This window comes from Acidobacteriota bacterium (genome assembly GCA_012517875.1).
In the GTDB taxonomy this organism is placed as follows: Bacteria; Acidobacteriota; JAAYUB01; order JAAYUB01; family JAAYUB01; genus JAAYUB01.
In genome coordinates this window covers 1-22175 of the sequence record JAAYUB010000012.1, presented here as the reverse complement: position 1 = coordinate 22175, position 22175 = coordinate 1, and the positions used below count along the sequence as shown (strand labels likewise).

Annotated in this window: 20 protein-coding genes; 13 read left to right on the top strand and 7 right to left on the bottom strand. The window is 68.4% G+C overall.

All coding sequences use genetic code 11. The annotated features are described in order from the left end of the window. Positions 1-4 precede the first annotated feature (4 nt). The 5 genes from GX414_01160 (at position 5) to GX414_01140 (ending at position 6055) form a co-directional block, all read left to right on the top strand. Positions 5-1426, top strand: a complete 1422-nt coding sequence (locus tag GX414_01160) for a hypothetical protein (GenBank protein NLI45693.1) — start codon at positions 5-7, stop codon at positions 1424-1426. Next, complete coding sequence (yfcC, locus tag GX414_01155; GenBank protein NLI45692.1) at positions 1419-2837, top strand: putative basic amino acid antiporter YfcC; 1419 nt, start codon at positions 1419-1421, stop codon at positions 2835-2837. The genes GX414_01160 and yfcC overlap by 8 nt, the downstream gene beginning before the upstream one ends. A gap of 43 nt (positions 2838-2880) precedes the next feature. Beyond that, a complete protein-coding gene (locus tag GX414_01150; GenBank protein NLI45691.1) occupies positions 2881-3792 on the top strand; it encodes an amino acid racemase in 912 nt (303 codons plus the stop codon). Positions 3793-3884: 92 nt separating this feature from the next. Then, the gene (locus GX414_01145; protein NLI45690.1) at positions 3885-5069 is read left to right on the top strand and encodes a diguanylate phosphodiesterase; all 1185 of its coding nucleotides are present in this window, start codon (positions 3885-3887) and stop codon (positions 5067-5069) included. 95 nt (positions 5070-5164) lie between these two features. Further along, on the top strand, positions 5165-6055 hold the full coding sequence (locus tag GX414_01140; GenBank protein NLI45689.1) for a DMT family transporter: 891 nt from the start codon (positions 5165-5167) through the stop codon (positions 6053-6055). Positions 6056-6076: 21 nt separating this feature from the next. Here the strand turns inward: GX414_01140 and GX414_01135 are convergent, their stop codons facing one another. The 5 genes from GX414_01135 to GX414_01115 form a co-directional block, all read right to left on the bottom strand. Next, entirely contained in the window at positions 6077-6337 is a 261-nt protein-coding gene (locus tag GX414_01135) for a hypothetical protein (protein ID NLI45688.1), read from the bottom strand. A gap of 232 nt (positions 6338-6569) precedes the next feature. Beyond that, positions 6570-7037 carry a zinc-ribbon domain-containing protein gene (locus GX414_01130; protein NLI45687.1) on the bottom strand — a complete coding sequence of 156 codons (468 nt, stop codon included), beginning with the start codon at positions 7035-7037 and terminating at the stop codon, positions 6570-6572. A 13-nt stretch (positions 7038-7050) separates the two neighbouring features. After that, complete coding sequence (locus GX414_01125; protein ID NLI45686.1) at positions 7051-7377, bottom strand: hypothetical protein; 327 nt, start codon at positions 7375-7377, stop codon at positions 7051-7053. Further along, a complete protein-coding gene (locus GX414_01120; protein ID NLI45685.1) occupies positions 7370-7957 on the bottom strand; it encodes a sigma-70 family RNA polymerase sigma factor in 588 nt (195 codons plus the stop codon). The genes GX414_01125 and GX414_01120 overlap by 8 nt, the downstream gene beginning before the upstream one ends. A 128-nt stretch (positions 7958-8085) precedes the next feature. Then, positions 8086-8835 (bottom strand): prephenate dehydrogenase, encoded by a 750-nt coding sequence (locus GX414_01115; GenBank protein ID NLI45684.1) that lies wholly within the window; start codon positions 8833-8835, stop codon positions 8086-8088. A gap of 139 nt (positions 8836-8974) precedes the next feature. On the opposite strand from GX414_01115, the gene GX414_01110 reads away from it, so the two are divergent. Both GX414_01110 and GX414_01105 read left to right on the top strand, forming a co-directional pair. Next, a complete protein-coding gene (locus GX414_01110; GenBank protein ID NLI45683.1) occupies positions 8975-9424 on the top strand; it encodes a hypothetical protein in 450 nt (149 codons plus the stop codon). 198 nt (positions 9425-9622) lie between these two features. Continuing rightward, the gene (locus GX414_01105) at positions 9623-12499 is read left to right on the top strand and encodes a protein kinase (protein ID NLI45682.1); all 2877 of its coding nucleotides are present in this window, start codon (positions 9623-9625) and stop codon (positions 12497-12499) included. A 16-nt stretch (positions 12500-12515) separates the two neighbouring features. Here the strand turns inward: GX414_01105 and GX414_01100 are convergent, their stop codons facing one another. Further along, positions 12516-13616 (bottom strand): hypothetical protein, encoded by a 1101-nt coding sequence (locus GX414_01100; protein ID NLI45681.1) that lies wholly within the window; start codon positions 13614-13616, stop codon positions 12516-12518. A gap of 144 nt (positions 13617-13760) precedes the next feature. Then, a complete protein-coding gene (locus tag GX414_01095) occupies positions 13761-14153 on the bottom strand; it encodes a hypothetical protein (GenBank protein ID NLI45680.1) in 393 nt (130 codons plus the stop codon). Positions 14154-14351: 198 nt separating this feature from the next. Here GX414_01095 and GX414_01090 point away from each other — a divergent pair, with 198 nt between their 5' ends. The 6 genes from GX414_01090 to GX414_01065 all read left to right on the top strand — a co-directional run. Then, on the top strand, positions 14352-15932 hold the full coding sequence (locus GX414_01090; GenBank protein NLI45679.1) for a radical SAM protein: 1581 nt from the start codon (positions 14352-14354) through the stop codon (positions 15930-15932). A gap of 76 nt (positions 15933-16008) precedes the next feature. Next, the gene (gene speB, locus GX414_01085; protein NLI45678.1) at positions 16009-16848 is read left to right on the top strand and encodes an agmatinase; all 840 of its coding nucleotides are present in this window, start codon (positions 16009-16011) and stop codon (positions 16846-16848) included. Positions 16849-16892: 44 nt separating this feature from the next. Then, complete coding sequence (locus GX414_01080) at positions 16893-17711, top strand: DUF4405 domain-containing protein (protein ID NLI45677.1); 819 nt, start codon at positions 16893-16895, stop codon at positions 17709-17711. Positions 17712-17825: 114 nt separating this feature from the next. Then, complete coding sequence (locus GX414_01075) at positions 17826-19367, top strand: TolC family protein (protein NLI45676.1); 1542 nt, start codon at positions 17826-17828, stop codon at positions 19365-19367. After that, positions 19364-20566 (top strand): efflux RND transporter periplasmic adaptor subunit, encoded by a 1203-nt coding sequence (locus tag GX414_01070; GenBank protein NLI45675.1) that lies wholly within the window; start codon positions 19364-19366, stop codon positions 20564-20566. The genes GX414_01075 and GX414_01070 overlap by 4 nt, the downstream gene beginning before the upstream one ends. Then, positions 20563-22175 (top strand): efflux RND transporter permease subunit (locus tag GX414_01065; GenBank protein NLI45674.1); only part of this gene is annotated, 1613 nt, incomplete at its 3' end. The genes GX414_01070 and GX414_01065, both read left to right, overlap by 4 nt.

The following is a 22175-nucleotide window of genomic DNA, read 5'->3' as shown; positions in this document are numbered from 1 at the left end:
GCCCGTGGACCGCCACCTCGTTCTCCTGGATTATCTAGCGGGCTTCGCCTGCCTCGGCACCGCCTGTCCGCACATCTGCTGCATCACCGACTGGATCATCGAGATCGACCACGAGCACTTCGTGCGCCTCCGCGCCGCCATGGCCGCCCATCCGGCCGACCAGCGGATCCTGGACACGCGCTTTCCCGCAGATCCCGAGGCCATACCTCCGATCCACCGCCTCGTCGCCGCACCGGGGAGCCGGGAGTGCCCGTACCTGCGATCTGACCATCTCTGCCGCCTGCAGGTCCAGTACGGCGAGGACCTGCTCCCCCTCGTCTGCCGGAAATTTCCCCGCCGCTACCATCCCACCGCCCGCGGCCTGCTGATGCGCGACACCCTGGCCTGCCCCGAATCGACGCGGCTGGCCCTGGTGGCGGTGCCGGAACCGACTCTCCTCCGCCTGACGCCGGCGTCCGGTCCCGGCGCCCTGGCCGACCCGGCCTCGCGGTGGCGGAGCACCGACGAGCCGGATCCCGCCGACCGGTATGCCGCCCGGATCCTGGAGATCCTCTGGGAGCTGCTGGAGCCCGGCCGGCACGCCGTCGATTTCGCCCTGTTCCTGGCGGGGACCTTCGCGCAGCGTCTGGCTGTGACCGTTGCGGAAGCGGATGCCGGCCCGACCGCCGACCGATTGGCCGCCGAGGCCGACCGTCTGGCCGATCCCGCCTGGCTGGACCGGATGCGGAGGTCGTTTGCCGATTCGGCCCTGGTGGGACATTCGGCGCTGCACACCGCCTGGACGCTCCTGGCCTGGTCGGCGCGGCGCACCGACACGCCGTACGGGCCGTTCATCCGCGCCGCGCTTGACAGCTATCCCGGCACGGAGCCGCGGCCCATCCCCGGCATCGACGGGCGGGAGAACGTCCACTGGAACCGCGACGGGGCCGTCCCGTCCCGGTGGCCCACCGCCGCCACGCTGGCGGGCTACCGCCGGCGCCGCGTCGCCGTGGAATCGGTCTGCCCCGGACGCGTGGCCGGGTACTGGCGCCGCTACAGCCGGCACGCGCTGTTCGGCGCCGCGCCCCTGAACGAGACCGAACTGATGGGACACCTGCAGACGCTTGCGGTGCACCTGGCGACGTTCAGCGTCCTGCTCCACGGCCTGCCGGACGTCTGCGCCCTGGCCGGCGAGGGCGGGCCTCGTCCCGCCGATCCGGCCGCCGCGCTCGATGCGGCGGTCACGGAAACCGTCACGCAGCTGTCCCGCTGCACCATCCACAACGCGGCCCTGCAGGCGGAGATCACTTCCTACGTGTACGGTCTGGGGGCCTTCGGCATGCCGTTTCTGCTGACCCTCCTCTATTTCCTCGACGTCGGCGATGGAACGGCCCGCGACCAGCGCCCGGATCGAGAATACCGACGGCCAGCGTGCACCCATGCGTGATCCCGCGACCCCGCCAACTCCCCCCGCCCTCCGCCTGCCCCACACCCTGGTCATTGTCATGGCCCTGGTGGTGCTGGTCCTGGCGCTGTCCTGGCTGCTCCCCTCCGGCGAGTTTCAGCGCATCGAAAAGGCCGGGCGGCAGGTCACCGTCCCCGGCACATTCAAGTCCCTGCCCAAGGCTTATCTCGGGCCGGAGATGCTGCTCATCGCGCCCGTGCGCGGCTTCGTCGACGGGGCGCTTATCATCGCCTTCCTGTTCGTCATCGGCGGCGCCTTCAACGTCGTGCAGGAGACCGGCACCATCACCTTCGCCATCCGCCGCGTCACCCGGGCCATCGCCGCCCGGCCGCACCTCGAGAAACTGCTCATCCCGCTGCTGATGGTGTTCTTCTCGCTGGCCGGCTCCGTGTTCGGCATGTCCGAAGAGACCATCCCATTCGTACTCATTTTCATCCCGCTGTCGCTGGCGCTTGGCTACGATTCCATCGTCGGGATCTCCATCCCGTTTCTCGGCGCCGCGGCAGGCTTCGCCGCCGCCTTTTTCAACCCGTTCACCGTGGGGATCGCCCAAGGACTCACCGAACTGCCCCTTTACTCCGGCCTGGAGTATCGCCTCATCTGCTGGGTGATCGGCACCGCCGTGGTCATCGCCTACGTGATGGTGTACGCCGCCAAGGTGAAGAGAAATCCGCAGCTCAGCCCCGTCTACGCCATCGACCGGTCGCGCGAATCCGCGGGCAGCGGCGAAACGGTCGACGACACCTGGACCGTCCGCCACATCCTGGTCATTTTTCTGTTCGCCCTGACCATGGTGCTGCTCGTGTGGGGCATCCTCGAAAAGCAGTGGTACATCGAGGAGATCGCCGCGCTGTTCCTGGCCATGGGCCTGATGCTCGGCGCCGTGGCCGGACTGAGGCCGAGCCGGATCGCCCGGGGATTCGTGACCGGCGCCAAGGACATGGTCAATGTCGCCTTCATCATCGCCTGCGGCCGGGCGCTCCTCATCATCGCCAAGGACGGCCAGGTGCTGGACACCATGCTGAACGCCGGCGTCGGCCTCATTTCCGCCCTGCCGCTGGTGGTGGCCGCCCAGATGATGTTCCTGGTGCAGTCGGCGATCAACTTCTTCATCCACTCCGGCACCGCCCAAGCGGCGCTGACCATGCCCATCATGGCGCCGCTGGCCGACCTGCTGGGCCTGACGCGCCAGACCGTGGTCTTCGCTTTCCAGCTCTGCGAATTCGTCAATCCCATCCTGCCCACCTCGGCGGTGACCATGGGCGTGCTGGGGGTGGCGCGGGTGCCGTGGGAAAAGTGGGCCCGCTGGTTCCTGCCGCTGATGCTCATCCTGATGGCGCTGAGCCTGGCGCTGCTGGTGCCGCCGGTGCTGCTGCGCTGGGGGCCGTTCTAACCGCCCGGCAAACCGCAAGCCCTTCCGCGAAGGAGGATCCGTCATGAACAGATGCTGGTTGCTCCAGGGTCTGGTCCTGGCTCTTCTGGCCGCCCCGATCATTGCCGCCGCCCCGGCGGTGGAGGAACCGCCGCCGCCGGTCCGTCCCGACCGGATCCTGGGTATCTTCGGCGGCATGGGTCCCGAGGCCACCGCCAACCTGTATGCGGAGATCATCCGGCTCACACCCGCCACACGGGACCAGGACCACATCCCCACCCTGATCTACAGCCTGCCCCAGGTGCCCGACCGGACGACGGCCATCATGGCGAACGACCCGGCCATCATCCCGTGGCTGGTGGAGGGTGTGACGCGCCTGGAGAAGGCTGGCGCGGCGTTCATCGTCATCCCCTGCAACACGGCCCATTACTTTCACGACCAGATGCAGGCCGCCGTCGCCATCCCCATCCTGCACATGATCCGCGAGGCGGCCGACGAGGTGGTCCGTCGCCATCCGGAGTGCAAGACCGTGGGGCTGCTGGCCACCACCGGCACGCTGCAAACCGGCTTGTACGCAAAAGAGTTCGCCGCGCGGGGAATCCGGGTGGTGACGCCCGACGAGGCCGTGGAGCGAGACTGCGTCATGCAGGCGGTCTACGGCCACATCAAGGCCGGCACGGGACGCCAGGATGCCGAAGACCTGCTGGCCAGGGCCGGCGACCACGTCGAGGCCAAAGGCGCCCAGGTGATCGTGCTGGGTTGCACCGAGATCCCGCTCGCGTTCAATCCGGCGCGGGCCCATGTGCCGGTGGTCAACGCCACCCGGGTTCTGGCCGAGGCGGCCATCCGCGCCTACCGGCAGCCGGGGCAGCGGCCGCTGCCCGAACCGGCCGTCGCCCCGGAGGCGCCGACGCCCGTCCGGTCATCTGAATTGGTACCGATCGGGACGGTGTCTGACAACGCACCCATGAGATGACAAACGTTGACAGGCTCATGACGCGAGTGCCTAGCGAACAGACGATCGACAGGCTATAATCGATCCAGCGCCCAGGTGAAACGCAGGCTGAAATGACCGATCTGATCCATCTGATCTACTGCAGCGCGGCGGCGCGCCCCCTCAGCCGGGAGGAGCTGGCGACGCTGCTGAGCCGGGCCCGCGCCAACAACGCCCGTCTCGGGATCACCGGCATGCTGCTGTACATCGCGGGCAGTTTTTTTCAGGTTTTAGAAGGCCCACCGGATTCCGTAGACGGACTGTTCGAAGCCATCCGCCGCGACACGCGCCATCGCCAGCTGACCGTCATCATCCGTGAGCCGCTGGCCGCCCGGAACTTCGCCGAGTGGACCATGGGGGTCGCCGACATCACGCCGGCGGAGCTCGACGGCGTCGTGGGCGCCAACGACTTTTTCGCCCGGGGGGAATCCTTCACCGAAATCGGTGAGGGCCGGGCTAAGAAGCTGCTGGCGGCCTTTCGGCAGGGACGCTGGCGCGCGGCGCTCAGCGACCGGAGCGTCCCTGGGTTGACCACGGCCCGCCCGGATTCGAAGCCGCCGAATTGGTTCACGTTCGCGTTCCAGCCGATCATCCATGCGCCAAGTCGGTCCATCTACTCCTACGAGGCGCTGCTCCGCGGTCCGGACGGCGAACCGGCCGCAACGATCTTGCAGGGGATACATCCGGCCCAGCGCGTCCGTTTCAACGAGCGGAGCCGCACCGCCGCTGTCGAGCTGGCGGCGCGTTTGGGATTGACCACCCGGCTCAACATCAATTTCATGCCGTCGGATGTCCGCCTGTCACCGACCGCTATCTCTTCGCTGATTGAGGCTGCCCGCCGCTGCGACGTCCCGTCCAGCCGACTCGTTTTGGAAATCCTCGAAAGCGACATCATCGGCAGCACCGAGGACTTCGCGTCGGCGATCAACGCCTACCGGACCGCCGGCCTGACCTTTGCCATCGACGATTTCGGCGCGGGCTACGCCGGCTTGAACCTGCTGGCCGAGTTCCAGCCCGATCTCGTCAAGCTCGACATGCAGATCGCCCGCGGCATCGAAAGCAAGGGTCCGCGCCAGGCGATCGTCCGCGGCATCCTCCACACATGCCAAGATCTCGGGATCGATGTCGTCGCCGAGGGTGTCGAGACGTCGGACGAATACTCCTGGTTCCGGTCCGAAGGGATCGAACTGTTTCAGGGATTCCTTTTCGCCAAACCCGGATTCGAGTGTTTGCCGACGGATTGTCATATCCCGAACTAATCCCGACCGCCAACGTGTCTGCCGATCACTCATCAACCGATTGGATTCACCGTTTGCCCGCGGTGGCGGCTGCGGACACGCGCGATGCGCAAACCATGAGCCACAGGCAGCGGCACTGGATCTGGCCGGTCGGGGCGGCGCTGCTCTTTTCCGGCAGCTACGTCGCCGGGCGGATCACCACCGCCGAACTGATGCCGCTGACCGCGGCGCTGCTCCGCTATGTCGCTGGCTTCGCCTTTCTCGCCGCGCTGGCCGCGTGGCCGCGTCGCCGGGCGGGGGGCCTGTCCGCGGGCGACCACGGCATGCTCCTCCTGGCCGGCCTGGCGGGCGTGAGCCTTTACCAGTTCCTCTTCTTCGCCGCGCTCCGGTACACCGCCGTGGTCCACACCGCTATCATCAACGCGCTGAGCCCCATCGTCACGGCCATCCTGGCGGCGGTGTGCATCCGGGAGCGGCTGGCGGCGCGCCAATACGCGGGTGTCGCCATTGCCGTCGCCGGCGTGCTGCTGCTGCTCAGTCGCGGCGACCCGGCCCGATTGCAGGCACAGCCGCCCAACCGGGGTGACCTCTTCATGCTGCTGGCGGTGGTCGCCTGGGCCGCTTACGCCCTGCTGGTGCGGCGCCTGTCGGCCCGCCTCGACGGCTGGACCATCACCTTCGCCAGCACCGGTTACGGCCTGCTGTTTCTGGCGCTGGCCGCCATCGCGGCGGACGACGTGGCGGGACAGGTGCTGGCCTTGTCGCCCGCCGGCTGGGCGGCGATCCTGTACTTGGGGATCGGCACCTCGGGTCTGGGTTATCTGCTGTATAACCGGGCCATCTCCCTGACGGGACCCACGCGGACTGCCGGCGTCGTCTACAGCCTGGTGCCGGTGGGCGTCGCGGCCCTGGCGTGGATCTGGTTCAGCGAACCGGTCACGGGGATCATGGCGGGAAGCACCATCCTGATCCTGGCCGGGCTCTACCTCCAGCAGGCGCGACGCTGACGGCGATGCGGCGCCGCCGGATCACTGGCGGGTGATCTTGTTGTACAGCCAGGCCAGCAGCACGCCGGCGATCCAGCCGTCCAGGACGCCGTAGCCCACGGCCACCAGCACCCCCCAGAAGCCCCACTGGCCGTAGTGGTATCCCGGATAGATCGAGTCGAACAGCCGGAGAAACGCCTCGCCGTAACCCGGCACCAGCAGGTTGGCCACGCCGACGCACAGGAGCGTCAGGCCCCAGACCGCGGACACGGCACACCCGAAACGGACGACTTGCAGCTTCATGGCTTCCTCCAACCAGTGGTTCAATCGATGGTCCGACCCCGTCCGGCGCGGCGGCCGATGGGCGGAACGCGGAGGGGCCGGCCATCGACCGGCAGTCGGTACTTCGGATCGGTGGGCTGATCATACGCCGGTGGAAAGGTTAGCGCAAGCCGGAGAACCGGGCGCGCCGGAGGCGGGTGGCCGTCCGCTGTTCCGGCGCGCCGCGCGACTCAGGCCGACGGGGCGGCAGGACTCAGGCACCGGATTTCAGCGGTTGGCCGCAGAAGGGGCACAGCAACCAGTTGGGATCGACCGGCTTCCCGCACTTGGGACAGGTCATGGACTGATCGTGGCCGCAGTAGGGACAGATCTTGTAATCGGCCTGCAGCCCCTGGCCGCACCCCAAGCAGACCTTCTTGTGCATGAAGCGGACCACCAGGTAGATGATCACGCCCACCAGGTTCGGCACCCAGGTCGCCACGGTGGCCCATAGCCATGGATCCAGCCCCCGTTTGGCGGCATCCCGATAGACCAGGACGGCGATCAGCGTCAGGATGCCGAACGGCACGATCAGCAGGGGCAGAAACAACAGGAAGGTCCGGTCCGTCGTTTCGGCCAGCACGTTGGGCAGGATCACCACGAACACGGCCGCGCTCACCAGCAGCGCGACTAGCCCGGTGATTGCCCAGAACACGTATTTGAACACAGATTGATGAGCCATTGTCGTACCTCCATTAAAATTTCAACCGTTCATCCGCGGCGATCAACAGGTGCCCCACCGGTTCCCGGCCGACGAGCAGCAGGAGCATCGCCACGCTGCTCAGCAGTGACGTACCGACGTAGCCCGCCACTTTCATCGTCCAGCTCAAGCCCGGCAACCACCAGATCAACGCCAGCGGCACCACCCACAGGGCCGACAGAACCAGGCCGGTCGCGATGACCACCGCCAGCAGCCGGTCGGCGTTGGCGCGCTGTTCGATCCGCCGGACCAGCTCAGCGGGCGGGGTCATCCGTTCCCGGCCGATCTCCCGAAGCAACTCGTCCACCCGATCCTCATTCATGACCTGCCTCCTGCATGGCATCGGCCAGCCGGCGCCGGCCTGTCCACATGCGGCTCTTCACCGTGCCCGGCGGCACATCCAGAACCTCTGCGATCGCCTCAAGGCTCCAGTCAAAGTAGTAGTGCAGCACCAGCGGGATTCTGAACTGCGCCTCCAATCCGTCGAGACATTTTGTGAGCATGGCCTTCTCCTCGCGCCGCGCCTGGGATTCATACGCATCGGGCGTCCCCGATTTGACCCGCTCGAGCTCGAGCTCCATCTGCTCCCGGGAGAAGAACTCCACCCATCGTCGCAGCCACCGCCGGCGCCGGCGGCCCCGATCCCGGTGCAGGTTCACGCAGACCGTCACCAGCCAGGGAAGAAACCGTTGGCCGGGATCGTACCGCTGGAAGTTCCGCCAGGCCTGCACCCAGGTGTCCTGAAACAGATCGTCGGCATCCGCCCGGTTGGCAGCGAGCCGGCGGCACAGCGTGTACAGGTCGTCCCGGTGGCGCATGAACAGTATTTCCATCGGCTCCCGCATGTCCCGCCGCTCCTTGACGGCGTCGCCGGCCGGTCCCGGCCGGATTGGTGCTTTCACCGACATCTACGTCCAGGTTGCCGCCCGGTTCAAAATCGTCACCCTCCCGGATCCCGAATCGCCCAGATCCCGGCGGTAACGGTCAGCTGACGTGATGATCAACAACTCGAAGTTTCGGCCGCCCCTGGTCAACCGACGGCGGGGCTGTCCCGCAGTTCGCGTTCCAGGCGGGCCATCTCGATCCGCAACCGCCGCCGCTCGGCCCGGGCGTACGGGTTGCACGCCTGCAGATCGGTGAAGGTGATCCAGTCGTCGCCGGCCGCCGTTTCCATCAACGCCCGCAGGTGATCCCAACTCGGGGCCGCGAACGGCGGCTCCCCGGCCGAAAGCCCGAGGCAGGCCCGGCCCAGCCACTGGGTCAGCACAAGGCTCCGGGCCATCACCCGGTCGTGGGCCGACGGAGTTGTCCGCACGACCCGGAACCCCCGACCGGTCCAGTATGCTTCCCAGAACCGAGCGACCGGCGGCGGCGTCCGCCGGATGGGGCAGAGGACCATCGTCTGCCCCGCCGGCCGTTCGCCCAGGCTGCTCGGCCCGAAGAGCGGATGCAGGGGCAGCGCCGCCACCCCCGCCGGCAGGCGCCGCAGCAGCCGGGCCGGCAGCACCTTCACCGCCCCGGTCTCCAGCACCGCCGCCCCGGGACGCAGGTGCGGTGTCACCGCCGCGAGGACGCCGGAAAGCTCCCGCACCGGCACCGCCAACAGCACCGCGTCGGCGCCGGCCGCTCCGGCCAGAGAGGTCGCACCGGCATGGCCGGAGATCCGCTGCGAATCCCGGTCATACACCCGGACCGTGAAATCCCGCTCCATCAGTTCCGCCAACAGCCGGCCCAGCCGGCCGCAGCCGATGATGCCAATGCTCTCCGGATGATGGTTCATGGCGCGCCTCCTGCCGTATGTTTCATCACCGCGATGCCGGTAGCATCGCGGTCCGCGGAATCAGCCGCGGGATGTGTTGGTGTGATATTGCCATAACCCGGCCCAAACAATACAATACTGAATGAGTTTCGAGGACGTCATGCTCCACTACAGCCACACCCAGATCGGCACCTTGATCCTGATCGTGCTCGGCATGTCCATCCTGGTTCTGCTCGTCTTTTTCCTGACCGGACCGGCGCCGCCCCAGGTCTTTGTCGTGGCCGTCTTCCTGGCCATCATGGCCTTCCTGTTCTCCCGGCTCACGGTGGAGATCCGGGATGACCGGCTGGTATGTTTTTTCGGGCCCGGTCTGATCCGACGGTCCATCAAACTCGAGAACATCACAGGCTGCGCCAAGGTCCGCAACAGCTGGCTGTACGGCTGGGGCGTCCGCCTGACACCCCACGGCTGGATGTTCAACATCGCCGGACTTGACGCCGTGGAGCTGACCCTGGCCGGCGGCCGCCGCTTCCGGATCGGTACCGACGAGCCCGATCGCCTTTGTGCCGCCATCACCAGCGCCCGGTCGCTGCGGTCCCGGTGCAGCTGACGGCCCCCGCTCCGACTCCACCCGCAACGATCCTCCCCATCGGGTTCCCGCCGCCGCTTGCGGCCACCGCCGGGCTGCGGCACAGACCTTGCCACGCTCCCCGAGTTGACCTACAATGGAGGTCATTGGTTTCGCGCAGGAGTAGGTAGGGTGGAAGATCCGGGCGATTGCACGGGCCGGACCCCTGACAATACGGATATGATCGGCCGCACCATCGGCCATTACCGGATCCTGGAGCGGATCGGCGCCGGTGGGATGGGCGAGGTGTACAAGGCCGAAGACACCCTGCTGAGCCGTCCCGTGGCCCTGAAATTCCTGCCCCTCGAATTGACCCGGGACTCCGCGGCCCGCCGGCGGCTCGTCCTGGAAGCCCGGGCGGCTTCGGCCCTAGACCACCCCAACATATGCGGCGTGCACGAGATCGGCGAGACCGCCGACGGACGGATGTTCATCTGCATGGTGCATTACGAGGGGGAGACGCTCAAGGACCGGCTCGCCCGGGGCGCCATGTCCATCGAGGAGATCCTCTCCGTCGCCATCCAGACCGCCCAGGGACTGGTCGGCGCCCATCAGGCCGGCGTGGTCCACCGGGACATCAAGCCCGCCAACATCATGATCACCCGCACCGGCGACGTCAAGATACTCGACTTCGGGCTGGCCAAACTGTCGGGCCACGCGCAGACCAGCGAGGCGGAAGGCACCGTGGGCACGACGGCATACATGTCACCGGAGCAGGCCCGCGGGCTGCCGGTGGACGCCCGCACCGACGTCTGGTCTTTCGGCGTCGTCCTCTACGAGATGCTGACCGGCCGCAATCCGTTCGCGGCGCCCTACACCAAGGCGACGGTCCACACGATCCTCAACGAGACGCCGGCGCCGGTGACCGACGTCCGGCCCGATACGCCCCCCGAACTGATCCGGATCATCGTCGCCGCCCTGACCCGGCCGCCGGAGCAGCGTGCGCCGTCCATGGCCGGCGTGCTGGACCAGCTCATCGATTGCCGGAACAACCGCGCCGGCATTGCGTCCGACACCCTCCGCCGGACGGCGGCCCGGCTGTCCCGCCGCCAGGGCTGGCAGCTGGCCACGCTGCTCCTGCTCCTTACCGCGGCGGCCGGTTACTTCGTCATCACGCGGCCGACGGCCCCGCCGACGGCCGAACGGCACCCCGGCGGCGAGACCGCCGCCGCCCGCAAACCAAAAATCTTCGTCGAGCCCGTCAAGATCGCCAGCCCGGTGGGCGACGCCCCCAACCTGAGCGAGATCCTGACTTTCCTGCTGGAGGTTGACCTTTTCCAGTCCCGCTACCTGTCGGTGATCAAAGAGCCCGAGGGGGCCACTCACCGGGTCCGGGTGATGTACCTGGAGGGCAGCGCCTGCCGCCTCCAGGCGGCTATTCTCGACGCGACCACACAGGAGTATATCGCCTCGGCCCAGGTGGAGCTGGCCGAGCCGGCGGACCCGCAGGATCTCATCGACGCGCTTACGCCCAAGATCAAGGAGGCGCTCCAGTTCTCGCCCGAATCCATCGCCGGCGACATCGACACCGCGCTGCGGGACGTCACCACCTCGTCGCGGGAGGCGCTGCGGCTGTACATCGAGGCCGACAAGCTCTACGCCAGCGGCCGGTTCACGGAGAGTAACGCTCGTCTGGAGCAGGCCACGGCCCTCGATCCCGAGTTCGCCATGGCCTACGCCCGGATGTCGGTCAACTACGGCCACCTGCGCGAGCTGGAAAACGACCGCCGGTACATGCAGAAAGCCCTGGCCTACAAGGCGCGGCTCACGCCGCGCGAGCGCTTCAACCTGGAGCTGTTGTACTCCAAATTCACCGAGGTCAACTACCTCAAGCGGGCGGACCTGGGCCGGCGTTTCGACGCCCTCTATCCCAATGACGCCGGGATCAAGCGGCTGGTGGGCGGGATCTACCGGAACGCCGAGGACTGGCCGGAGGCCAGCCGGTGGTTCCGCGGGGCGGCGATGGCCGACCCCACCGATCACCTGGCTGTGCTCAACCTGGCGGAGATCGACATCCGCCAGGGTCTGGCCGGCTCGGCCCGAACGCTCCTCGTGCGCAACCGTCCGCTGTTCAAAGATCCAATGCCCTATCAGGGCCGGCTGGCATGGACCTATCTTCTGGAAAACCAGTACCAACAGGCACGCCAGGAGTTGATGCAGTGCCTGGACCTGCCGCGCGAGAAGAGCTGGCTTCACGTCCGGCTGGCTGCCGTGGAGAATCTCTGCGGCCGGCCCGGCGAAGCCGAGCGGATCCTCCGCGAGCGGATTCGGCATGCCGATCCTGACCAGCGGTTGATGGGCCACTATGTCCTGGCGGAGTTTCTTATCGGCCGAGGCCGCTACGCCGAGAGCGCCCGTGTGCTCGACGCGGGGTTGCGTGAAGCGGAGACACTCGGTGAAAATGCCATCCGCGTGGACCTGGCCCTGCTGGCCGCCTACCTGGAGCTGCGGCGCGACAACGCCGCCGGCGCGCTGCGACACGCCGAGTCCGCCGGCGGCGCGGCGCCGGCGCTGCTGGATCCTGAATACGACGCGCTCGCGCTCCACCTGCAGGGTTTGGCGCTCCTGGCGCAGGGACGGGCCGAGGCGGCGGCGGGCACCGCCCGGCGCCTGCAGGCGCTGGAGATGGCGACCGGCATGGCGAAACTGCGGCGCCACTATTACCACCTGTCGGCCGCCCTGGCCCTGCACCGGAGCGATCCCCGTCGGGCCGCCGCCTTGATGGAGCTGGCACTCCCGCTCCTCGACTGGACGCCCGACGTCCGGTTCTTCGGCAGCCCGTCGCTCTACCTGCCGCTGCTCGCCGAGGCCTACCGGGCGAGCGGGCGCATGGACCGGGCTGTGAGCGCGTTCACCCGGTTGCGCGATTCGGCCGCCAGCCGCCTGAACACCAGCGACAGCTACGCCCTCGCACTCCTGAACCTGGGCCGGTGCGCCCGGCAGCAGGGGAACGCTCAGGACGCCCGCCGCCATTTCGGGCGGTTTCTGAACGTCTGGAAGGATGCTGATCCCGATCGTCCGGAACTGAAGGAGGCCGCCGCCGGCCGTTTGCCCTAGGCCCGCCGTGCGGCGGTCAGGGGCCTGCCTGAAGAGCTGCCCCGGATTCCCGCCCGTCCGGTGCGCCGGGTCCAGGCACACGCCCGCCTCGCAGGATCCGCTCAAACCGGCAGTACCACTCCGGGATCCGGCCAATGCGCCCCGAACTCAGGGCCGCGTCCAACGGACAAATGGCGCATTCAAAGAGTTCGCCGCAGAACATGCAGAAGCCGCCCGGCGTCAGGCCGTTGTTCATGGCCAGCTGCCGGTACGGCGCAAGCAGCCCGTTGCGCCCAGCCAGGCTGTCCGGATCGAGTCGGCGGATGTCGCCGAGGCAGTAGCGGGTGAATTCATCGGTGTGTTGACGGCCGCGGAAATAATCGGCGAAGAGGTGGCAGCCCCAGACGGTCCCGTCGGCCGCGAGCGCCAACCGCGTCTCACCGGCGGGGCAGCGAAAGATCCGCCGCTCGCCGTCCGTCTGTCGAAATGCCCCGGGGGCCGCCTCATCCTCCGGGTCGGGCGGCGGCAGCAACGGGCGCACTTCCCGCAGTGCCGCCGCTAGCGCGACGATCTCTGCGTCGCGCCACGGCGACTGCCGGTCGTAAGCCAGGATCAGGCGGGGGACGCCCAAACCGAGCAGGAGGCGCACCGTGGCCGGCAGGTCCCGGACCGTGTCCCGGGTAACCACGCAATTGACCGCCAGCCGGATGCCCGGATAGTCGCCCAGGGATTCCAGCAACCGGGCCAGCCTAGCCGTGCTGCCGGGGGCACGGTGACGATCCTGGTGCACGCCGTCATGGCTCAGCACCACCCGGAACCGGTGGGCGTTGAGGAATGCCAGCTTGCAGGGCCCCAGGAGGCTGCCATTGGTGGTGATGCCGTAGGTCAGGTCTCGTTGCCCGCCCCGGTTCCACACTTCGATCCGCCGCACAGCGCGCCGTACGGCCGAAAACACCAGTGTCGGCTCCCCGCCGAAAAATGTGACCCGGCAGCGCGGCGCAGCCAGCGGCAGGAGCCGCGTGCAGGCTTGTCGGATCCGGTCATCCGCCAGATCCCGCTGCGACCGTTGCTGGTAGCAGTAGACGCAGCGGTAGTTGCACCGCTCGGTCATCATCAGGGTGAGATGTGTCCAGCGCATTGGAAGGGACCGTGCTCGGGAGCCGATGGCGGCGGGCCGCCCCCGCCGTCCCGACACCCGCCGGAAACCATCGGAGAGAGTCGACCGGTCATGTCCGGATCGCCGGTCGGCTCCGTCCTGGTTATTCCGCCGGTTGTTCCCGGATCAGATTCCAGGCCGAGCCGGCGGACACGGCGACGGCCGGCTCATGTACTCGGCGCAGTCGCGCGTGTTCGAGGGTTCTGGCGAACCGAGGACGGTCTCGAGACCGGTCACAGCGCGTTCCGCGGCTGCCGCGACCTCGCTCGAGGCGACCGTCAGGCCGGCCGCGACACCCGCCTTGATCCAACCCAGCAGGTAGATCAACCGGACGCCTTCGGCCGGAACGTCATCTGCCGCTGTCCGGCTTCCCAAAGCCGGCGGCGTCAGCATCCGTCGCAGGATGTCCAGTGCCCGTCGGGCGTCCTTCACCGGCGCGCCCGCCGGTGTCGCCGCCAGCAGCGCCTGAATCTGATCCAGCCAGACGTGGACATTGGGATACGCGGTTTCTCCACCCATCCAACCACCTCCAAGTCAAATTGTCCGATCACGCATGCCGCCGCCTGCGCTGCGACAGCGGAGTCCTTCCCGCCGTCGTTTGCCGACTCGGCACGCCTGTGAGGAAAACGTGTGGTATTAATAGCACAGGATCACATGCCGACGCCAACGCTTTCACCGCCGACGCCCGCCAACGGGCCTCGCGGAGGATGACCGGCCATGCACCTGGACGCCGCCGACCTGAACCTGGACGCCGTGCTGGTGCATGTGCCCCGAATGCTTGTGCGCGACCCGGTGCTGGGGTCGCATGCCCGGATCAATTTTCCCGCTGCCGGTCTGCTGGCGCTGGCCGGGGAGCTGGAGCGGCGGGCCCGGCGCTGCCGGATCGTCCACCTGGGCGCGGAGAAGCTGTTGGACCCGCGCTTCCTGCTCGCGGACTACGTCGGGGCGTCCGGGGCATCGCTGGCGGCGTTTTCTCTCCACTGGCATCCTCAAACTTACGACACCCTGGCAGCCGCCCGGCAACTCAAGGCGGTCCGGCCGCGTGTGCGGGTGGTGCTCGGCGGATACACCGCCAGCCATTTCGCCGGGGAGATCCTCACCGAGTGCCCGTTCGTCGACGCCGTGGTGCGGGGTGAAGGGGAGCGGCCGCTGGCGGCGCTCGCCGACGCCGTCCGGAGCGGACAGCCTGATCTGTCCGAAATTCCCAACGTGAGCTGGCGCGACCCCGGCGGCGCGGTACGGCACAACCCCATCGGCTACTGCGCGGACGCCGCCGAGTTGGATGCGGCCGATTTCGCCGCCCTGCGGTTCTACCGCCACCCCGAAACCGTCTTCCGGCTCCAGTGGATCGTGCCATGGGAAGGTCCGGTGCGGCTCCTGCAGCGGCTGGGCCGCGACCAGCGGGCCGCGGCGGTGTACGGTGTGCCCGCCGGCCGCGGCTGCCCGGGCTCGTGCACCTGGTGCGGCGGGAGCGGCCCCGGCGTCCGCCGCCTCACGGGACGCACGGTGACGGTGCGGCGCGGACCCGAAGGGGTGGCCGAATCGGTGGCGCGGCTCCGGACCGACTGGGGAATCGCGCGGTTCTATTTCTGCTTCGACCCGGATCCCGCCTGCGAGAACCACACCGCCGCCCTCGTTGCGGCGCTGGGGCGGCTCCGGCCTGCGGTGCGGGCGGACTTCGAGTTTTTCGGTCTACCCTCCCCTGAACTGTGCCGCCTGTTCCGGCGGGTGCTGCACCACACCTCGACGGTGATCCTGTCGCCGGAGACCGCGGATGAGGCGCTTCGGCAGACTCACCGGGCCTACCCGTTCACCAATGGTGAACTGGAGGAGAGGCTGGACCTGTTGAACCAGCTCCGCGCGCCCACCACGCTCTACTTCGCGCTGGGACTCCCCGGTGAGACGGCCGCCGGGGTGCTGGCCACCCACGACTACATCCGTCGGCTGCGGCGGCGGTTCGCCTCCATCCGGAGCGTGCACGTCTTCCCCGTCGAGATGGAGCCGGGCGCGCCCTGGTTCGAAGCACCGGAGCGCTACGGCGTGCGCCGGCGCCGGCGGAGCCTCGGCGATTTTATCGCCGCCTCCGCCGCGGCGGCGCCGTCGCTCGGCTACGACACCGCGACGCTCACCGAAGCGGAGATCCTGAGGCTGCACCGGCGGCTGTTCGCGCCGGGCGGGCGCTGGCTCCCGCCTGTGGCCGTGACACTCCGGGCGCTGCTCCGGCTGGCCACGGCCGGCGCCGGCGGGATGCCCGTCCGTTGGCTGCGCCGCCACGCTCCACCGACGGGCAGCGGCTGACCCGACCGACGGCACAATCGGCGCGGCCGCTGCGCAATCAGTTGCAACCCCGCCTGCGATCTGTCAGACTATCCGCATGCTGGACGCATCGATCACTCCGGCCGCGCTCAAACCGGACATGGTGGCCCTGCTGGGCCTGCCACTGGACAAACACTCGTCGTTCCGGAGCGGAGCCGCGGCGGCGCCGCCGCGGATCCGGGCGGCCCTGGCCTGCGAGTCCACAAACCTGAGCACCGAGAACGGCCTCGAGCTTGGGACGGAGCCGCGGCTGGCGGATCTGGGCGATCTCGACCTCGACGCCGCCGGCGCCGCGGCGCCGGCGGCGATCACCGCGGCGGTGGCCGACGTGCTGATGCGTCGCGCCCGCGTCCTGGCGCTGGGCGGCGATCACTCGGTCACCCTCCCCGTACTGCGCGCCTATGGACCTCGTTTTCCGGGACTGACCGTGGTTCAGCTCGACGCCCACCCCGACCTGTACGACAATTACGGCGGCAACCGTCTGTCCCATGCCTGCACCTTCGCCCGCGTGCTCGAGGAGAGCCTGGTGACGCGGCTTGTCCAGGTGGGCGTGCGCACCCGCAACCCCCACCAGCGCGACCAGGCAGAACGGTTCGGTGTGGGGGTTCTGGACATGCGCGACTGGCCGCACGGCCCCTTTCCCGCTGTGTCCGGACCCGTCTATCTGAGCGTGGACCTCGACATTCTGGATCCGGCGTTCGCTCCCGGCGTGGCCCATCCCGAGCCCGGGGGCTGCAGCACGCGGGAACTCCTGACGCTGATCCAAACCCTGCCGGGCCCCTTGGTGGGGGCCGATATCGTCGAATACCTGCCGGCCCACGATGCCGGAGACGCCACCGCCCGGGTCGCCGCCAAGCTGGTCAAGGAATTGGCCGCCCGGCTTTTGGCCGACGACTGAGTCGGCCCCGGGCCCGGTACATCATCTGGAGGAGTCATCGCATCATGTCGTTCCGACGCATCGTCTCGCTCGTGACCACCCTGTCGTTTGTGATGATGGCGTACACCGGGATCATGCTGTTCCTGAGCCCCCAGGGCCGGGTGGCCAACTGGGCCAACTGGACGCTGTGGGGTCTCGGTAAGGACGACTACTCCGCCGTCCACATCAATTTCATGGTGGTATTCCTCATCGCCTCCATCCTGCACATATATCTGAACTGGGCCTGCCTGGTGTCCTACCTGCGCAACGCCGCCCGCCGCCTGGTGGTGGTCACACCCGAGTTTCTGCTGGCCCTGGGGCTGACTGTCGTGGTCTTCGTCGGTACGCTGCTGGCGTGGCCGCCGTTCCGCAACCTGGTGGCGTTCAACGGCGCAGTCAAGGCATCCTGGATCGCATCGTACGGCGAGCCGCCTTACGGCCACGCCGAGTTGTCCACCCTGAGCCAGTTCGCGCGCTACCTGGGGATCCCGCCTGACGATGCCCTGGCGCGCCTCCGCGCCGGCGGTCTTCGGGTCGATGACGTCGGCCAGACCGTCGACACCGTCGCCCGGCGTAACGGCGTCCCGCCCCAGCGCGTCTATGATGTGCTCCGGCCGGTCGGTCCCGCCGGACAATCTGCGAACAAACTGCCGCCGCCCGGCGCCGGCAGCGGTCTCGGCCGCAAGACTCTGGCCGAACTCGAGCGCGAAGGCTTGATTCGACTGCCGATTGCCCTGGAGCGGCTCAAGGCCCGCGGTGTTGAGGCCGGCGGCGACTCGACCCTCAAGGAAGTAGCCGGCGAGTTGGGTGTCTCACCGCACGACCTGCTGCACGACTTGCAGTGAGGAGGCCGAACGTCGAAAAACGTGACAGCCGTCACCGGATCCCGCTGAGAGTGCTGCAAACATCAATGGTTCGGTTTCGTATGAGGATAGAATCCGCGACGAGGAGCGACCTGCGTGTGCCTGAATCGTCTGCCTAGCGTTCGGTTCTGCCGGTTCGCTGTCCGGAGCATCAGCCTGGCGGCCGCACTGGCCCTGGCTTCACTCGCCGCGGCCGGCGATGATCCCGGCCGCCCGGTGAAGTACCGCCCCTGGCATCCGACGCCGGGGGACACATCGGCCAGCCCGGCCTCCCCCTGGACGCCCGATCCCGCCGAACTCCCGACCCTGCTCGCGCCGGAGAGAACACCCCCTGATTTTTCCGCCGACGCCCGGTGGCGGCTCAGCGACCTGATCGATTACGCCCTCCGCCACAATCCCCGCACCAAGGCTGCCTGGCACGCCGCCCGGGCGGCGGCGGCGGCCAAGGCGAGCCGAGGCGGCGCCTATCTCCCCACTGTCGATCTGGAAGGCATCGGCCAGGCGGGGTACGGCTCCCGTTCCTCGAAGTACGAGGAATGGCAGGGCGCACTCGGGCCGTCCATCGCAGTCAATTATCTCCTGTACGATTCCGGCGGACGGGCGGCGGATCTGGAGGAGGCCCGCCAGGCGTTGCGGGCCGCCAACTGGACCCATCGCGCCGTGCTCGAGGACGTCATGCTCATGGTGCTGGAGGCGTACTACCTCCACCACGGCGTGAATACCCTTGTCACGGCGGAAGAGACGGCGGTGCGCGAGGCTCAGGCGGTGCTCGAATCCGCCACGGAGCGCCATCGTGCCGGCGTGGCCACCATCGCCGACGTGCTCCAGGCGCGCTCCGCCCTGGCCCAGGCCCGACTGGCCCTGCAGACGGCCACCGGCGACCTGCGCACGCTGGAGGGCGCGCTGGCCGCGGCCGTGGGCCTGCCCGCCAACACGGCGATCCGCTTGGCTGATTTCCAACCGGAGATCCCGGCCGACGCGGCCGCCGGCGAGGTGGATCGATTCATCGAGGTCGCCCAGCGTCTCCGCCCCGACCTGGCCGCCGCCCGGGCGGAAGCGCTCGGCGCCGAGGCCCGTGTGCGCAGCGTGCAGGCCGCCGGCGGCGTGACGGTGGCTGCCACCGCCGGAGCCGGCGCCCTGTACAACACCGGCTGGGACACGTTGCTGGACAACTACTCCGTGGGCATCACGCTCCGGTTGCCCATCTTCACCGGGTACACCCACGCCAACAACGTCATTCAGGCAAGCGAACAGTCGGCGGCGGCCACCGCGCGTGTCCACAGTCTGGCGCAGACGGTAGCGCACGAGGTGTGGCGCAGCTTCTACGCCCTGCAGACCGCCGGCGAGAAGATCCGCACCACCGACGAGTTGCTGAGCAGCGCGACGCAATCGTACGACGTGGCGCTCAACCGCTACCGCGCCGGTGTGGGCGACATCCTGGACCTGCTGTCCGCCCAGCGCACCCTGGAAGCTGCTCGTTCAGAGCAGACCCGTGCCCGAACCGAGTGGCTGCTGGCCATGGCCCGGCTGGGTCGCAACACCGGCCAGCTACTCACCGCCGGCCCCGCCGCGGCGGTCGCATCGCCCGCGCCGCCCGATCCGCCCGCTCCACCCCGATCCCCCGAAGGACAACCATGACACGCATCGCCCGCACCCGCCTGCTGACCCGCTTGCGCACGGTCGCCCCCGCCGTCCTGCTGGCCGGACTCGCCGTCGGCGGCGTCGGCTGCACCGGCAAATCCGCCGACAGCACCCCGCGGACCGCGCCGCCCGTGGCCGTCACCACCACCCCAGTGGTTCAGAAACCGATGCCGGTTCAGCTCAAAGCCATCGGCACGGTCGAGGCGTATTCCACCGTGGCGGTCAAGACCCAGGTCAGCGGCCCCATCCTCAGCGTCCACTTCAGCGAAGGTCAGGAAGTCCGCCGCGGCCAGACCCTGTTCACCATCGACCCGGCCCCCTTCGAGGCGGCGGTGCAGCGCGCCGAGGCGGCGCTGGCGCGCTCGCGGGCCAACTTGGAGCGCGACCGCGCCTTGTGGCGCAACGCCGAAGCCGACGTGCAGCGCTATGCCGAGCTGGTGGCCAAGGACTATGTCACCCGCCAGCAGTACGATACGGTCAAGGCCAACGCTGAAGCGCTGCAGGCCACCCTGCAGGCCGACGAAGCGTCAGTGCGGGCCGACGAGGCCGAACTGCTCAATGCCCGCCTCGATCTCGGCTACTGCACCGTCACCGCCCCCGCCAGCGGGCGGACGGGCGAACTCCTCGTCCACGCCGGCAACATGGCCCGGCTCAACGAAACCATCCTCGTCCAGATCTACCAGATCCGCCCCATCTACGTGGACTTCACCGTGCCCGAGCAGGTCCTGCCCCGCCTGCGCGAACAGATGCGCCGCGACCGCCTGACCGTGTCCGCCACCATCCCCGACAGCGGCGCGCCAGCCGAGCGCGGCGCCGTCACCTTCCTGGACAGCACCGTCGCTTCCGGCACGGGCACCATCCACCTGAAGGCCACCTGCGACAACGCCAACGGCGTGCTGTGGCCCGGCCTGTTTGTCGACGTGCTGCTGGTGCTGGACACCGAACCACAGGCGCTGGTGGTGCCCGCCCAGGCGGTGGTGCCCAGCCAGGAGGGCTCGCTGGTCTACGTTGTGACGGCGGACAACACCGCCGCGGTGCGCAAGGTCACCGTCGATCGGATCATGGCCGGCGAGGCAGTCATCCGCGACGGCCTGCGCGCCGACGACACCGTCATCGTCGACGGCCAGATGCGGCTCACCCCGGGCTCCAGGATCACCGTCCGCCGGAAGGTGGAGCCCGAGGTCATCCAGCCATGAACATTCCGGCCCTGTTCATCCGCCGGCCTGTCACCACCGTTCTGGTGATGCTAGGGATCATCCTCTTCGGAGTCATGGCCTACATCACCCTGCCGGTCAACGACCTGCCCAACGTCGATTTTCCCACCATCACCGTGTCGGCCAGCCTGCCCGGTGCCAGCCCCGAAACCATGGCCTCGACGGTGGCCCTGCCGCTGGAGCGGCAGTTCTCCACCATCGCCGGCATCGACAACATGACCTCGTCGAGCGGCATCGGCTCCACGCAGATCACCCTCCAGTTCGCGCTGGAACGGGACCTCGACGCCGCCGCCCAGGACGTGCAGGCGGCCATCGCCCAGGCCCAGCGGCAACTGCCCCGCGACATGCCCACGCCGCCGTCTTACCGGAAAGTCAACCCGGCCGACTCGCCGATCCTCATGCTCGCCATGAAATCGGACACGCTGCCGCTGTCCACCCTCAACGAGTATGCCGCCACCACCCTGGGCGAGCGGATCTCCATGGTCAACGGCGTAGCCCAGGTGCAAGTGTACGGTTCCCAGAAGTACGCCGTCCGGGTTCGGCTCGATCCGGACCGGCTCACCAGCCGAAACATCGGCATCAACGAGGTGGCCGACGCCATCCGCAACGGCAACGTCAACCTGCCCAGCGGCGTGCTCTACGGCACGCACCGCGCCTACACCGTGGAGTCGGACGGGCAGTTGCTCGAGGCCGCCGCCTACGGCGGGCTGATCGTCACCTACCGCGAGGGCGCGCCGGTGTATCTGCGGGACCTCGGCGAGGCGATCGACAGCGTCGAAAACGACAAGGTCGCCGCCTGGCATGTGACCCGCGAGAGCGCCAAGCGGGCGGTCATCCTGGCCATCCAGCGCCAGCCCGGAACCAACACCGTCGCCATCGTCCAGGCCATTCGGGACATTCTCCCCGTGTTTCAGAAACAGCTGCCCGCGTCGGTGGAGCTCAGCGTCATTTTCGACCGCTCCCAGTCGATCCGCGAGTCGGTCAACGACGTCAAGTTCACGCTCATGCTCACACTGTGCCTGGTCATCCTGGTGATCTTCCTGTTCCTCCGGAACGTCTCGGCCACGATCATCCCCAGCCTGGCGCTGCCGTTCTCCATCGTGGGCACGTTCGCCGTGATGTATCTGGCCAATTTCTCGGTGAATAACCTCTCGCTCATGGCGCTGACCCTGTCGGTGGGCTTCGTGGTGGACGACGCCATCGTCATGCTGGAGAACATCGTCCGCCACATCGAGATGGGCAAGACCCCGATGCAGGCCGCCCTCGACGGCTCGAAGGAGATCGGCTTCACCATCATCTCCATGACCATCTCGCTGGCCGCCGTCTTCATCCCGGTTCTCTTCATGAGCGGCATCCTGGGCCGGCTGTTCCATGATTTCGCCGTGACCATCGCCGCGGCGATCCTGATTTCGGGCATCGTGTCCCTCACCCTGACGCCGATGCTGGCCTCGCGGTTCCTGCGGCCGCCCGGCGAGGTGCGCCACGGCGCCCTCTACCGGACCTCCGAGAAGGTGTTCGGCGCGATGCTGCGTTTCTACGACACCACCCTCCGGTTCGCCATCCGCCACAAGCTGGCCACGCTGCTGCTGTC